The organism is Methylocaldum sp. GT1TLB (assembly GCF_051027445.1).
Classification (GTDB): domain Bacteria; phylum Pseudomonadota; class Gammaproteobacteria; order Methylococcales; family Methylococcaceae; genus Methylocaldum.
The window spans coordinates 4544619-4558410 of sequence record NZ_CP194898.1; the positions used below are offsets into that span (position 1 = coordinate 4544619).

9 protein-coding genes are annotated in these 13792 nt (G+C 54.4%); 5 read left to right on the forward strand and 4 right to left on the reverse strand.

Translation table 11 applies throughout. From position 1 onward, the window contains the following. Window positions 1–17 precede the first annotated feature (17 nt). The 4 genes from moeA to tviB form a co-directional block, all read right to left on the reverse strand. Complete coding sequence (gene moeA / locus ACR2R1_RS20035; RefSeq protein ID WP_434111640.1) at window positions 18–1277, reverse strand: molybdopterin molybdotransferase MoeA; 1260 nt, start codon at window positions 1275–1277, stop codon at window positions 18–20. Next, on the reverse strand, window positions 1264–1803 hold the full coding sequence (mobB, locus tag ACR2R1_RS20040; RefSeq protein ID WP_086134981.1) for a molybdopterin-guanine dinucleotide biosynthesis protein B: 540 nt from the start codon (window positions 1801–1803) through the stop codon (window positions 1264–1266). Before mobB ends, moeA begins: the two co-directional genes overlap by 14 nt. 141 nt (window positions 1804–1944) lie before the next feature. After that, complete coding sequence (locus ACR2R1_RS20045) at window positions 1945–2955, reverse strand: NAD-dependent epimerase (RefSeq protein ID WP_077730391.1); 1011 nt, start codon at window positions 2953–2955, stop codon at window positions 1945–1947. Between the two features lie 18 nt (window positions 2956–2973). Further along, entirely contained in the window at window positions 2974–4254 is a 1281-nt protein-coding gene (gene tviB / locus ACR2R1_RS20050; protein WP_276205393.1) for a Vi polysaccharide biosynthesis UDP-N-acetylglucosamine C-6 dehydrogenase TviB, read from the reverse strand. Between the two features lie 821 nt (window positions 4255–5075). Between tviB and ACR2R1_RS20055 the strand changes: the two genes are divergently transcribed. The 5 genes from ACR2R1_RS20055 to ACR2R1_RS20075 all read left to right on the forward strand — a co-directional run bounded on the left by ACR2R1_RS20055 (window position 5076) and on the right by ACR2R1_RS20075 (window position 13653). Then, complete coding sequence (locus tag ACR2R1_RS20055; RefSeq protein ID WP_077730393.1) at window positions 5076–6470, forward strand: TIGR03013 family XrtA/PEP-CTERM system glycosyltransferase; 1395 nt, start codon at window positions 5076–5078, stop codon at window positions 6468–6470. A gap of 79 nt (window positions 6471–6549) precedes the next feature. Beyond that, window positions 6550–8655 carry an XrtA/PEP-CTERM system histidine kinase PrsK gene (prsK, locus tag ACR2R1_RS20060; protein WP_077730394.1) on the forward strand — a complete coding sequence of 702 codons (2106 nt, stop codon included), beginning with the start codon at window positions 6550–6552 and terminating at the stop codon, window positions 8653–8655. Continuing rightward, the gene (gene prsR, locus ACR2R1_RS20065) at window positions 8652–10004 is read left to right on the forward strand and encodes a PEP-CTERM-box response regulator transcription factor (RefSeq protein WP_205780766.1); all 1353 of its coding nucleotides are present in this window, start codon (window positions 8652–8654) and stop codon (window positions 10002–10004) included. The genes prsK and prsR overlap by 4 nt, the downstream gene beginning before the upstream one ends. Before the next feature lie 9 nt (window positions 10005–10013). Further along, complete coding sequence (prsT, locus tag ACR2R1_RS20070; RefSeq protein ID WP_077730395.1) at window positions 10014–12770, forward strand: XrtA/PEP-CTERM system TPR-repeat protein PrsT; 2757 nt, start codon at window positions 10014–10016, stop codon at window positions 12768–12770. A gap of 190 nt (window positions 12771–12960) precedes the next feature. Further along, window positions 12961–13653 (forward strand): TIGR04211 family SH3 domain-containing protein, encoded by a 693-nt coding sequence (locus tag ACR2R1_RS20075; protein ID WP_133716720.1) that lies wholly within the window; start codon window positions 12961–12963, stop codon window positions 13651–13653. Window positions 13654–13792 lie beyond the last annotated feature (139 nt).

The following is a 13792-nucleotide window of genomic DNA, read 5'->3' on the forward strand; positions in this document are numbered from 1 at the left end:
GGTGAACGGCGCGCTTCTCAGGATCCGATCGCTTGATGGAAGCCGTGAAAAGGTTCTACGTCCACGGTTTGGCCGGCTTCGATTCCCGCGTTTTCGACGGGAAGAACGATGAAGCAGTTGGCCGAACTCATGGAGGTCATCTGTGAAGCGCTTTGACCGCCCAGGCCGGTCACGGTGAAGATGCCGTTCGGGTCGCGGCGATAAATGCCGCGCTGGAATTCCAGTCGCCCGGGCTGTTTATGAAGACGATTGGTGCAAACGGCCCGGAGCCGCAAGGGTTCGACGATCGATGCGCCCATCAGGCGCAGCAGTGCGGGGCGAGCCAGTTGTTGAAACGTCACCATCATGGATACCGGATTTCCCGGCAAACCGAAAAAAAAGCTCGAATTGATCCGGCCGAAAACGAAGGGCTTTCCGGGTTTGATGGCGACTTTCCAGAAATCGATGTGGCCGATTTCTTTTACGACTTCAGTGATGAAATCGGCATCGCCCACCGAGGCGCCACCGGAGGTGATGACGGCATCGGCTTGGTTCGATGCTTCCAGCAGAACGCGTTGGATTTCTTCCTTGTTATCTCCCGTCACGCCCATATCGATCGTTTCGACCCCCAACCCGGCTAACAATGCATCCAGCACATAACGGTTGCTGTCATGAATTTCGCCGAATGCCAGCGGTTCGGTGATAGGGCGGAGCTCGTCGCCGGTGGAAAAAAAAGCGACGCGCGGTTTGCGGCGGACGGAAACCGAGGGACTGCCGATCGACGCCAATAGTCCCAATTCGGCGGGGCCGAGACGTTGTCCCTCGTCAAGAAGCCGGTCGCCGGATTTTATTTCTTCCCCGCGAGACCGAATGCATTCGCCCGGCTTGGTTTTTTCGGTGACTCGAATTCGATCCCCGTCGCGGTGCGCGTGCTCCTGCATGATCACGGCATCGGCGCCTTCCGGGAGCGCGGCGCCGGTGAAAATCCGCACGCACTCCCCGGCCGAGATCGGAGCCGAATGAGGCTGGCCTGCCCAAGCGGTACCGACGACGCGAAGCACGGGTGTTTCCTGGATTTCATCGGCTCTTAACGCGTAGCCATCCATAGCCGAGCTGGAAAAAGGAGGAAGGTCGGTCGATGCGTAGACCGTTTCCGCCAAGATACGGCCGAGCGCCTGTTTCAAAGGGATCTGTTCGATTCCCGCCGCGGGCGATATGGCATTGAGCATCCGATTCAGCGCTTCGTCCAATGCCAAGGGTTGCGACTGTTTCTCGGAGCAGCAATCACACTCGCGCATGGGCAAGAAATTCCTGGTAAATGAAACGGGTAATTTGTTCCGGATCGTTGATATCGAGTCTCGGTATGTTGGGCTCAACCGCCGGTTCGGCGTCCGTTGCGATCGCGATGATGGTGTCGTCGGCGGGAAACAAAAGAGGTTTGCCGAGAGCAGGACGGTGCAACTCGATTTTCGGGAAGCGTTCTCGCTTGAATCCTTCCACCAAGATCAGGTCCAGGCCGGTCTGGTCGAAATAGGCCAGTTCCTCGGCTAGCGTCGGTTCTCGGATTACCCGGTGTTCCGTGATGATGGCGCGGCGGTGCGACGAACTCAGCATGACCGGGTTTGCTCCGGCCCTCCGCAACTCGTAGCTGTCTTTGCCGGGATAATCTATTTCGAAGCTGTGATGACTGTGCTTGATAAGTCCGACGCTAAGCTCGTTCAATCGGAGCAGCGGGATGATCTTCTTTAAAAGCGTGGTCTTGCCGGTGCCGCTGAAAGCTGCAAAGCCTAGTATCGGCACCTGCGCATTGCGGAAATTCAGCATTCAGATGGAGCGATAGACGGATCGCAAATGAGATGAGAGGCAAGTCGACGATTTTGCCGGGCGCCAGTGCACAGACTCTCACATTCCAATGGGTGTCCGCTTCGGAAATGCGATTCAGGGTCTGTTTTCCTCATCGCCCGGCTAGGACACACGATAGTAATCTTTGTACCACCCGACAAAATTGGAAATCCCGGTTTCTATGGGCGTTGCCGGCCGATAGTCTACATCACGGATAAGATCGTCCACATCCGCGTAGGTGTCGGGTACATCGCCGCTTTGCATGGGAAGAAGGTTTTTTTCGGCTTTCTTGCCGAGGCAATCCTCCAGAACTTCGATAAAACGCATGAGTTCGACCGGCTGGTGATTGCCGATATTATAAAGGCGGTACGGCGCCTTGCTGGTGCCGGGATCGGGGTGGTCGCCGTTCCAATTCGGGTTGGGCGCCGCGATGTTGTCAAGAACTCTGACTACGCCTTCCACAATATCGTCGATATAGGTGAAGTCGCGGCGGTGATGTCCGAAATTGAAGACGTCTATCGGCTTACCGGCCAGGATGTTCCGGGTGAACATGAACAAAGCCATGTCCGGGCGGCCCCAAGGGCCGTACACGGTGAAAAAGCGCAGGCCGGTGGTAGGCAAGCCATAGAGGTGGCTGTAAGTGTGCGCCATCAGTTCGTTGGCTTTCTTCGTGGCCGCGTACAGGCTCACCGGGTGGTCGACGTTGTGGTGGACCGAAAACGGCATGGCGGTATTGGCACCGTAAACGGAGCTGGACGAGGCATAGACTAGGTGCTCGATCTCGTGATGCCGGCACGCCTCCAACATATTGCAGAAACCCACCAGATTCGCATCGATGTATGCATGAGGATGCGTCAGCGAATATCTCACCCCGGCTTGAGCGGCAAGATTCACCACGCGCTGCGGCCGGTGATCCGCAAACGCCTGATTCAGACGCTCGCGGTCTTCCAGGGCGATGCGGATTTCCGTGAAGCCGGGGTGACTTTTGAGCCGGGCGAGCCGCGCTTCCTTGAGACCGACATCGTAGTAATCGTTGACGTTATCAATGCCGATAACCTCGTCCCCGCGTGCCAATAGCACCTGCGCCAGCGCCGCGCCGATAAATCCCGCCGTTCCTGTGACCAATACTTTCATTGGCGATGTCCCTGTGAATTATAAGTAATCATCTACGATGTCGTGGGGCAGTGCGTACTTGACATCGAACAAGACGCCGTCGGGTTTTGCCAACGCCCGAATGGCTTGGACGCCCATGGCTTTGAATTCCCGGTGGGCGACGGCAATCACGACGGCATCGTACTTTCCGGCCGGAAGCTCCCTGACGAGATCGATGCCGTATTCTTCCTTGACTTCCTCGGGATTCGCCCACGTATCGTAAACATCGACCCGAGCATTGTAGCTCTCAAGTTCTTTGATGATGTCCGTTACCCGTGTGTTCCGAATGTCGGGGCAATTTTCCTTGAAGGTCAATCCCATGATGAGAATGTTTGATTGACAGACTTGAAGGCGCCTCCGAGTCATTAGTTTGACCAATCGACTGGCGACATACTCGCCCATGCCGTCGTTGATGCGGCGACCGGCCAGGATGATTTCGGGGTGATGCCCGATTTCTTGGGCTTTATGGGTCAGGTAATACGGGTCGACACCGATACAGTGCCCGCCGACCAGACCTGGACGGAAGGGAAGAAAGTTCCACTTGCTTCCGGCGGCCTCGAGAACCTCTAACGTGTTCAAGCCCAACTTGTTGAACAAGATCGCCAACTCGTTGATGAGCGCGATGTTCACGTCTCTCTGCGTGTTCTCGATGACTTTCGCCGCCTCGGCGACTTTGATGCTGCTGGCTTTGTGAGTGCCGGCCGTGATGATTTTTCGGTAAAGCTCGTCGACGAAGTCGGCGACTTCCGAGGTCGAGCCCGACGTGACTTTCTTGATGGTGGTCACGCGGTGTTCCTTATCGCCGGGATTGATGCGTTCGGGGCTGTAACCGCAGTAGAAATCCCGGTTGAAGCTCAATCCCGATCGAGCCTCCAGGATCGGTACGCAGACTTCTTCGGTTGCTCCCGGATAAACCGTGGATTCGTAAATGACAATATCGCCTTTCGAGAGAAGCTTGCCGACCGTGTCGCTGGCTTTTTCCAGGGGAGTCAGATCCGGACGTTTGTGTTCGTCAATGGGGGTCGGGACGGTAACGATATAGACGTTGCAGCTCAAGAGATCGGCGGGATTGGCCGTATAGCTCAGTCGTTTTACGCTGGCGAGTTCTTCGGCGTCGACTTCGAGCGATCGGTCGAGTCCGTCTTTCAATTCCGCAATGCGCTGGGCGTTGATATCCAGGCCTACGGTATCGAAGTGCTTGCCGAATTCCACAGCGAGCGGAAGTCCTACATAGCCCAGTCCGATTATGCCGATCTTCGTTTCAGCGAGCGAGCGCATCATGCCTCCAAATGAGTGAGAAATCATGGAAATTCAGCGAAAGCTTAGATTATATTTTGGGAGTCTTGTGACGACTAAGCCTTGACAACGCGCATTCAGTCCCATGGTCGGCCGGTATCGGATTTAAAGCGAGACGATTTCATGAAAGACGGAACTGTTTGCGACGCCGATAACGCAATGTCGCCTTCAATTCTAAAGGACGGTCATCGAAGCGGGAAGTTTTTCGAGTCGTTCGATAAGCGCCCTGCATTGTGGGGATGCAGATGAAATTGGGAAATGACTGGCGACGTTGACGTATTGTTCTTGTTCGGCCGTTTGCGGTAAGCATCGTTTCCGAGCGGTAGCCTTAAAAGGCCGGCATGCATCGTAAGCTCGAATTCCTGAATGAAAAATCCAAAATCAGGTGCGCTTTTAGTACGAAGCGAATGTGTTAAAGTTGTGGCCCGATTACGACCGCAAGCCGAATATCTATCGGCTTGTCGACTTGGGGTTTGGAAGATCGCGGAGACAAATGCACTTTAAGGTCTCCGCCGAGCGTAGCCCGGACTAGTCTCGAGTGCATTCGTCTTTGGGGTGAGTGTTGAGGCATAAGAGAAATCCGTGCGCTAGGGGGCGAGCATAAATAAGAACAGTTCACTCGATATTCATCGAGTAAGCCAGCACTGATTTGCCGCGCAATCGCAGTCTTGAACATTGCTTGAGTATGACCTCGATACAATTTTTCTTCGAAATTGATCGGCCGATTCTCATCCCGTAGCTCTGTCGGAATAAGGCAGCTTCGTACGCTCTGGCAGCAACTATCTGATTAGGAATCGGCAAGATTTATGATCCGCGTTTTTCGCCATTATATTTCAAGCATTTATGTCGTTATTTTCCTGCTGGACTGCGGTATTTTCTTTTCGGCCTTTTATATGGGGTCGGTTCTACGATTTTTTCCGGATTTCCAAAGCAGCCTTTCGGCGATCGAACTGACCAATCCGTCCGCGCTGTTCTGCACGTTCATGCTGGCAAGCACTACCGGCATGGGGCTTTATCAACGAGCACAGCACGGAGGCGATGCGGGTTTGCTGCTTCGCGTATTGGCCAGTTTTGTGCTCGGTACGGTTCTGATGGGTTTGGTCTTTTATGCCATTCCGACGATTTTCGTGGGGCGAGGCGTATTCGGCTATGCATTGCTATCGGCCCTGGTTTTAACGCTGTTCTCGCGTTTCCTGTTTCTAAAGTTCGTGGACCGGCAGGAGCTTAGGCGCCGGGTGTTGGTTTTAGGGGCCGGTTACAACGCGAACATGATTCAAGAGTTCGAAAACAAAGCGTCCAATCCGAGCTTTCGTGTTATCGGCTTTGTGCAAATGGGTGGAGATGTCAGTCGGATAGAACCTCACCGCCTATGTGCGTTGGAAATGCCTCTCAACGAATTCGCCATCGCGCACGATATCGATGAGATCGTTGTCGCGCCGGATGATCGCCGGGGAGGGCTTGCCGTAGACGAGATTTTGGACTGCAAGATGAATGGTCTGGAAGTGGTGGATCTTTTGCACTTCTTCGAGCGCGAGGCGGGGCTGATTCGAGTCGACTGTCTGCATCCCAGTTGGCTGGTTTTTTCCGACGGGTTCCGGTACAGCGGCTTTCAGCAGCTTTCCAAGCGCGCATTCGATGTATTGGCAAGCCTTGCTTTACTCGCGGTAAGCTGGCCCATCATGTTGCTGACCGCTTTGGCGATTGTGCTCGAGAGCGGTTGGCGTGCGCCGGTGTTTTACCACCAGGTGCGCGTTGGGAAAAATTGGCGGTTGTTCAAGGTGATAAAGTTCAGGAGCATGCGCACCGATGCCGAAAAAGACGGCAAAGCGCGCTGGGCAACACGGAACGACGATCGTGTCACCCGGGTGGGGCGATTTATCCGAAAGACTCGCATTGATGAATTGCCGCAGCTGTTCAACGTCCTGAAAGGTGAAATGAGTTTCGTCGGACCTCGTCCGGAGCGGCCTGAATTCGTAGAAAAGTTCGCAGAAACCATTCCTTATTATTCGGAACGCCATCGGGTGAAGCCGGGCATTACCGGCTGGGCGCAACTGTGTTATCCGTATGGGTCGAATTATCAGGATGCCATCGAGAAGCTGCAGTACGACTTGTATTACGTCAAGAATTACAGTCTCTTTCTCGACTTTCTTATTATGTTGCAGACGATCGAAGTGGTTGTTTGGGGTAAGGGCGCTCGCTGAATGCCCGCTTAGAAAAGTTGGTTCCGGATATTCTGACTACGCTTATTCGCGGAACATTCTTATTTAACGCAGAGGACGCATGACTGTCGGCGCCGCCAGCTATCTGGCAGGTTTCTTCGCTTATCTTTTTTTAAGCGCGTTATTGCTCGTCAGCTGGCGCGGCAATGTTACCGGACGTTGGCTGGTCCTGGCATCATTCGTGACCACGGCCTGGTCCGGCGTTCTGGCGATACAGGAAATCTTTCACTTTTTCCCCGCGGCAGTCGTTTGGTCGGTCGAAATCGTCCGCACCTATGTCTGGCTGCTCTTCCTCAGCAAGCTGTTCAACCCGCTTAAAGATGCCGGCGCCGACTCGAATTCGACAACGTCGAGAATCATCAATCGGGGCGTTCATCTGGCGGTAGGGTTCCAGGTGGTTTATGTCTGGATTTCTCCGGGGTTGGAACGATATTATCCGGACGTTTTTCAGCCTGCGTTTCAGCTCTGCGGCCACGTCGGCTTGGCCTTGATCGGTCTGGTATTGGTCGAACAATATTTTCGCAATATCCGGACCGATCTTCGGTGGCGGATCAAATTCCTCTGTTTCGCGTTGGGAGGAATGTTCGCCTACGACTTTTATCTTTACTCGGACGCCTTGTTGTTCCAGCGCATCAATCCAGATCTATGGCTGGCGCGCGGCGCTGTCTCAGCCCTGTTGCCTCCCCTCTTCATCGTTTCTGCCGCCCGTAACCCGCAGTGGTCGGTGGATGTGTTCGTTTCCCGTCAGGTCGTCTTTCATTCCGCGACTCTGCTCGGGGCCGGCATTTATTTGTTGCTCATGGCGACTGCCGGATATTACATCAAGATTTACGGCGGGGAATGGGGAACCGTCGCGCAAATCGTTTTCCTGGTCGGGGCGTTCTTGTTGCTCGCATTGCTGCTTTTTTCGGGGCAGATGCGGGCCCGCACGAGAGTTTTTCTAAGCAAGAATTTCTTTAACTATGCCTACGATTACCGGGAGGAGTGGCTTCGAATCATTACGATGCTCTCGGATACCGGCTCCGGGTTAGCGCTCGAAGAACGCATAATCGTGGCTTTGGGGCAAGCCGTGGAGAGTCCTAGCGGTGTGCTTTGGGTCCGGGAATCGAACGGGCATTTAGTCTGGCGGGCGAGCTTCGGAGAACCGGAGCTCGATGTCCCTCTGGTCGATGGGGGCGATGCGGTAATTCGCTACATGGAAGATAAGGAGTGGATCGTCAATTTGCCCGAGATGGTGACGATGCCGGAGGCTTATGACGGACTCAACCGGCCTATATGGCTCGAACCCGCTTCCGACGCATGGTTGCTGGTGCCGTTATTTCAGCAGAAACGGTGTATGTCGGGACTGTTGCTGCTGACTCGTCCTCGTACTCCGATACACTGGAATTGGGAAGTCATAGACCTATTGAAGACCTCCAGTCGGTTGGCTGCAAGCTATCTGGCGCTCGAGGATGCCGGCCGGGCTCTGGCCGAAGCTCGACAGTTCGAAGGTTTCAACCGGCTTTCCGCTTTTATCATCCATGATTTGAAAAACCTTATCGCGCAACTAAGCTTGGTGGTGCGCAATGCGGAGCGACATCACAACAATCCCGAATTTATGCGAGATGCCATCAAAACGGTGGATCATGCGGTCGGGAAAATGAGCCGGCTGATGTCCCAATTGAAAAACTCCGGCTCAGCGCAGTCGGAAAAGGTGATTGACCTCGGGGCGCTTGTTCGTGAGGTGCTGGAGTCGCGGAAGGCTCAGGCGCCAATTCCCACGTGTGATATGTTTAGGCAGTCGATCCTGGTTAGAGCCAATCGCGACCGCCTGGCGTCTTCTTTCGAGCATATTATCCAGAACGCTCAGGATGCCGCCGGCAAGAACGGTCGGGTGCATATTCGAATGAAGATGAGTAAGAGCGGCCATGCTGCCGTTGAAATCGAGGACAATGGACGAGGCATGGACGAAGAGTTTATCCGTACTCGCCTGTTCAAGCCTTTCGAAACCACGAAGGGAGTGACCGGAATGGGCATCGGTGCGTACGAGAGCCGCGAATATATACGTTCTTTGGGTGGGGAACTCAGCGTGACAAGCGAACCGGGCAAGCGCACGCTGTTCAGCTTCTCGATTCCCGTCGTTTCCAATTCCGACGAGCTTGCCTTAAACGAGGTGAATTCCGCTTGAGCGAGCAAACTCTGTTGATCGTCGAAGACGATCCTGGGCTACAAAGTCAACTTCGCTGGAACTTCGAGCAATACAAAGTTCTGATGGCGGACGACCGAGAATCCGCAATCGCGGCGGTCAAGCGTAATCAACCGGCGGTTGTTACGCTGGATCTCGGATTACCCCCGGATCCGGGCGGCGTGAGCGAGGGTTTCGCGGTGCTCAGCGAGATTCTGTCCATCGCGCCGACAACCAAGGTCATCGTCATTACCGGTAACGATGACCAAGTCAATCCGGTCAAGTCCATCGGGCTCGGCGCTTACGACTTCTATCAAAAGCCGATCGATCCGGAAACCTTGTCTTTCGTGGTGGAGCGGGCATTTCGCCTTTACAGCCTCGAGGAAGAAAACCGGCAGTTTCGGCGGATGCACATCACTAACCCGTTGGAAGGCGTCATCGCGGCCAGTCCCGAGATGCACGAAGTTTGTCGCATGATCGAGCGTCTGGCGCCGACCGATATTACTGTGCTGCTGTTGGGTGAGAGCGGTACCGGCAAGGAGGTACTCGCACGCGCGCTTCATGCGTTGAGCCCGCGTTCGAAAAAGCCTTTTGTTGCCGTCAATGCGGCTGCGATCCCGGATAGCTTATTGGAAAGCGAACTGTTCGGTTTCGAGAAGGGGGCGTATACCGGCGCGACTCAACAAACCAAGGGCAAGTTCGAATTGGCCGACGGCGGAACCTTTTTTCTCGATGAAATCGGCGATATCCCTCTATCGCTACAACCGAAGCTCTTGCGCGTGCTGCAGGAACGGGTCGTCGAGCGGGTCGGAGGGCGGCAGCCGATCAAAGTCGATGTGCGCTTGATTTGCGCCACCCACCAAAATCTCTCGAAGCTGATCAGTGAAGGGAAGTTTCGAGAAGACCTTTATTTCCGCATCAACGAAATGATCATCAACATTCCGCCGCTCAGGGAAAGAACCGGAGATGTGGCGGTTTTGGCGCGCGCTTTCCTGGACAAGTTTGCGCAGCAAATGCGTCGTGCAAACATCCTCGGTTTCAGCGATGGAGCGCTGGCCGCCATGGAAACCTATCATTGGCCCGGAAATGTTCGGGAGTTGGAGCATAAGGTCAAGAGAGCGGTGGTGATGGCCTCGGGTCCTCTCATTGATGCCAAGGATATGGAGCTTGCACCGGGCGAATTCAAACGGCGCTTATGGAGTTTGCGGGAGGCTCGCGACATGGCCGAACGGCAAGCGATTTGCGCTGCCCTGAGCGAAGCCGGCGAAAACGTCACCAAAGCGGCTGAAATCCTCGAGATTACACGCCCAACGCTTTATGCACTCTTGAGCAAATTCAATCTTAAGATTTAGGAGGTTGATATGGCCCGCACGCTTCAGGCGCTTATCCTGCTAACGTCGGTCATCGGTCACGACTGGGCGAGAGCCGAAGTGGACCTGCTCAAGCAGGCTCAGGATTACATCCAAAAGGGTGAGATTAAGGCGGCGGTCATTCAGCTGAAAAACTTGCTGCAGAGCGACCCGGAAAATGCCGACGCGCGCATATTGATCGGGGAGTCGTATCTCAAGTTGGCTGATGGCCCGTCGGCGGTTAAAGAGTTGGAAAAAGCCCGAGACTTGGGGGCGTCAAAAGAAAAGTGGATCATTCCCCTGGCGCGGGCCTATCTGTTGCAGGACAAGCCGAAAGCCGTTCTGGACCAAATCAAGCCGGAAGACGATTTGACCGGTACGATTCGCGCTCAAGTGTACGGCATTCGTGGTTTGGCTCAAATCGCCCTGCGCGAGCCGGAGCAGGCAAAGGAAAGCTTCGATGCAGCCCTGAAGTTCGACTCGACGGCGAGCGACGCCTTGTTGGGACTTGCCATGCTTGAGGTGCAGCAAAAACAGTACAAGAAGGCGATCGAATACGCCAATCAGTCCATTGTCAAGGATCCCAAGAATGTAAGCGGATGGATTATTTTGGGAGAAACCAAGCGGCTGGATGGCGACCTGACCGGGGCGGCCGATGCCTTCACCAGGGCGCTTGAGGTCCAGCCTTTCGACATACGGGCACGGCTCGGGCGGGCTACGGTTTATCTCGCCTCGGGTAAGGCGGACGATGCGCAAAAAGATGTCGATGCGGTTCGAAAAGCGGCGGGAGATGTGCCGTTGGCGCTGTATCTTCATGCGGTCATAGCCTTTCAGAAGAAGGAATTTCAAGAGGCCGAAGACGCCCTCGTCAAAGTAACCAACGCGCTTCCGAATCATCCGCCCAGCAGGCTGCTTTTGGGCACGATCGCTTACCAACAGGGGAAATACGAGTCCGCGGAGAACAATCTTTCTCAATTTCTCGGAGCCGTTCCAAAGCATCTGCCTGCGGCAAAGCTGCTGGCCGCGACACGGATGAAATTGGGACGCGCCCATGACGCCATCGAACTATTGAAGGGAGTCGAGGATCAGGCATCCAACGATCCACAGTTTCTCGCTCTTCTCGGCAGCGCTTACCTCCAGGGCAAACAATACGACTCAGCTACGGAGTATCTGGATCGAGCCTCCGAACTCGCTCCCGACGTAGCGGCGGTCAAAGCGCAGTTGGCCCTAGGGCGTATCGCGTCCGGGCAAATGGAACAGGCCGTGGTCGATCTCAAATCCGCCGTCGACCTGGATCAAAACCTGTTGCAAGCGGACGTCATGTTGGTCCTAGCCTTGATCCAGCAGAAGAAGCCGGATGAAGCGATCGAGGCGGCACGAAAACTGATGAGCAAGATGCCGGGCGACCCAATGCCGGATAATTTGCTTGGCACCGCCTATATGTCCAAGGGCGATACGGATAAGGCGCGCGAGCACTGGACGGCGGCATTGAAGCTCAATCCCGATTATGCTACCGCCGCGCTTAATTTGGCGAAGCTTGAACTCAGGGGCAACAACCATGATGCCGCGTCCCAACGTTATCAACAGATTCTCCAACGCGACCCGAAAAACTTGGCGGCGCTCATCGGTCTGGCTCAGATCGCCGAAATGCGTAAGGACTATCAAAATATGGAGAAACATCTCAAGGAGGCCCGCGAAAGAAATCCAAAGGTGTTGCAGCCGTCGGTGTTGCTGTCCCGATACTTCCTGGCACAGGGTAAGCCTTTGCAGGCGTTGGAGGTTGCTCGCGATGCCGAAGCCAATAATCCCGATCACCCATTGGCGCTTCAAAGTCTGGGCTTGGCTCAATCGGCCAACGACCAGGGAGCAAGTGCCATCGCCACGTTTAAGAAATTGGTGAGCAAGGTTCCGGGGAATCCGGAATATCGCCATCAATTGGCCCAAGTCCTGTATAAAAAGGGCGAAAAGCAAGCGGCTAGGGTCGAATGGGAAAGTGTTTTGAAGCAAGCTCCCGATTATATGCCGGCCCTCTTAGCTAAAGCGGAGTTCAACCTTCAGGACAAGAATTACCGAGAAGCATTAAAAATAGCGGAAGATATCAAGGCCAAGCACCCGAAGTTAGCTGTGGGCTTCCAAATGGATGGCGACATTCGGTTCGCTCAGAAGCTGTTCAAGGAAGCGCTCGCGTCTTATGAAAAGGCTTTCCAATTGGCTCCGAACTCGGCCTTGGCGCGGCGGTTGTTTCAGACGCGCCATGCTTTGGGGCAGGATACCGAGGCGTTTGACGGGCTGACTCATTGGCTGCAATCGTCCCAAGACGACGTCGAGTCCTGGATGATGCTAGCTATGGCTTATCAGGAGGCCGGGAGACGGAAAGAAGCCGTGGAGGCTTACGAAAAAGCTCAAAGCCTGAAGCCGGAAAACTCGCTCGTCCAAAATAACCTGGCCTGGTTGTATCAAGAATTGGGCAGCGACAAGGCTTTGCCTTTAGCCGAAAAATTGCTCCCGGCATCCGAGAATCGTCCGGAAGTCATGGATACGGTCGGGTGGATTTTCGTCCAGAACGGAAAACAGAAAGAAGGCCTGAATTTACTGCAGGACGCTGCCGTGCATGCACCCCATGTGGCGCAGATTCGTATTCATTTGGCTGAGGCTTTGGCTAAGTCTGGGCGGAAAGACGAGGCACGCAAGGAACTGGAGCGCCTGTTGAAGGAGAAGAAAAATTTTGCTGAACGGGAAAAAGCCGAGATCCTGCTCAAGGGAATGTAGTGTCGCAACCGAGCGGGTAAAAAAAAGCGCGACACTTTCTCGGTGCCGGAATGTGCGTTGCCCGGGCGAGAGCGATACGGGCCGGCCCGAATGTTGCCCGAGAGAATTCTTCTGCGCTGTGGCTTTTCATGCTAGGGTCGGTCGTGGCGAGAAATCAAATCTCACCCTTTAACTATTGCTAGAACGTTAAGTGGCTCTGCTGATGCAAAAAAATACGTTAACAACGATTCTCTTCGTACTTATTCTTTCTGCCCCTGTCACGATTTACGCCGCCGAGAAGGCCTATGTCACCGACAGATTGGAAGTTCAGTTGCGCCGGGGTCAGAGCTTACAACACAAGATTGTAAGAATGGTGCCTTCGGGCACGGCGGTTAACGTGCTCGAGAAAAATCCCCAGACGGGTTATTCCTTCGTGCGGTTGGACAGCGGTGAGGAGGGATGGATACTCAGTCGGTATCTTTCTGATCAGCCAATCGCTATCAACCAGCTGGACGAAATGACCAAAAAACTCGAGACAGCATTGGAAGAAAACAAACGGCTGAAAAGTGAACTGTCTACCGTAACATCAGGGAAACAAAGTACCGATAAGACAGCCCAACAACTTCAAGCAGAGACTACCCGCCTGAACACCGAACTGATGGCGATACGTCAGGCCTCTGCCAATGTTCTCCAAATCCAGGCCGAGCGCGATATGCTGCGGGAAAGCGTTATCAAGCTTGAACGGGAATTGGATACGATTCGCCGGGAGAAGCAGGCTTTGGATGAGGATCATCGTCAAGATTGGTTTATGATCGGCGCCGGAGTGCTTTTCGGGGGCATCGTGCTCGGAGTGGTCCTGCCGCGCATGAGCTGGCGCAAGAAAAGTGCTTGGGGTTCGTTCTAGCGCCTGTAATGATTTCGGCTTAACGGATTGAATTACAGAAGCAGGCAAACCTGTCGAGACTACCCACGTTTGCGCCGAATGCTCGATTCTTCGGATCATCCTTGAAAGTTCATAATGGCCTCTAAGCCGCCAGTCGATT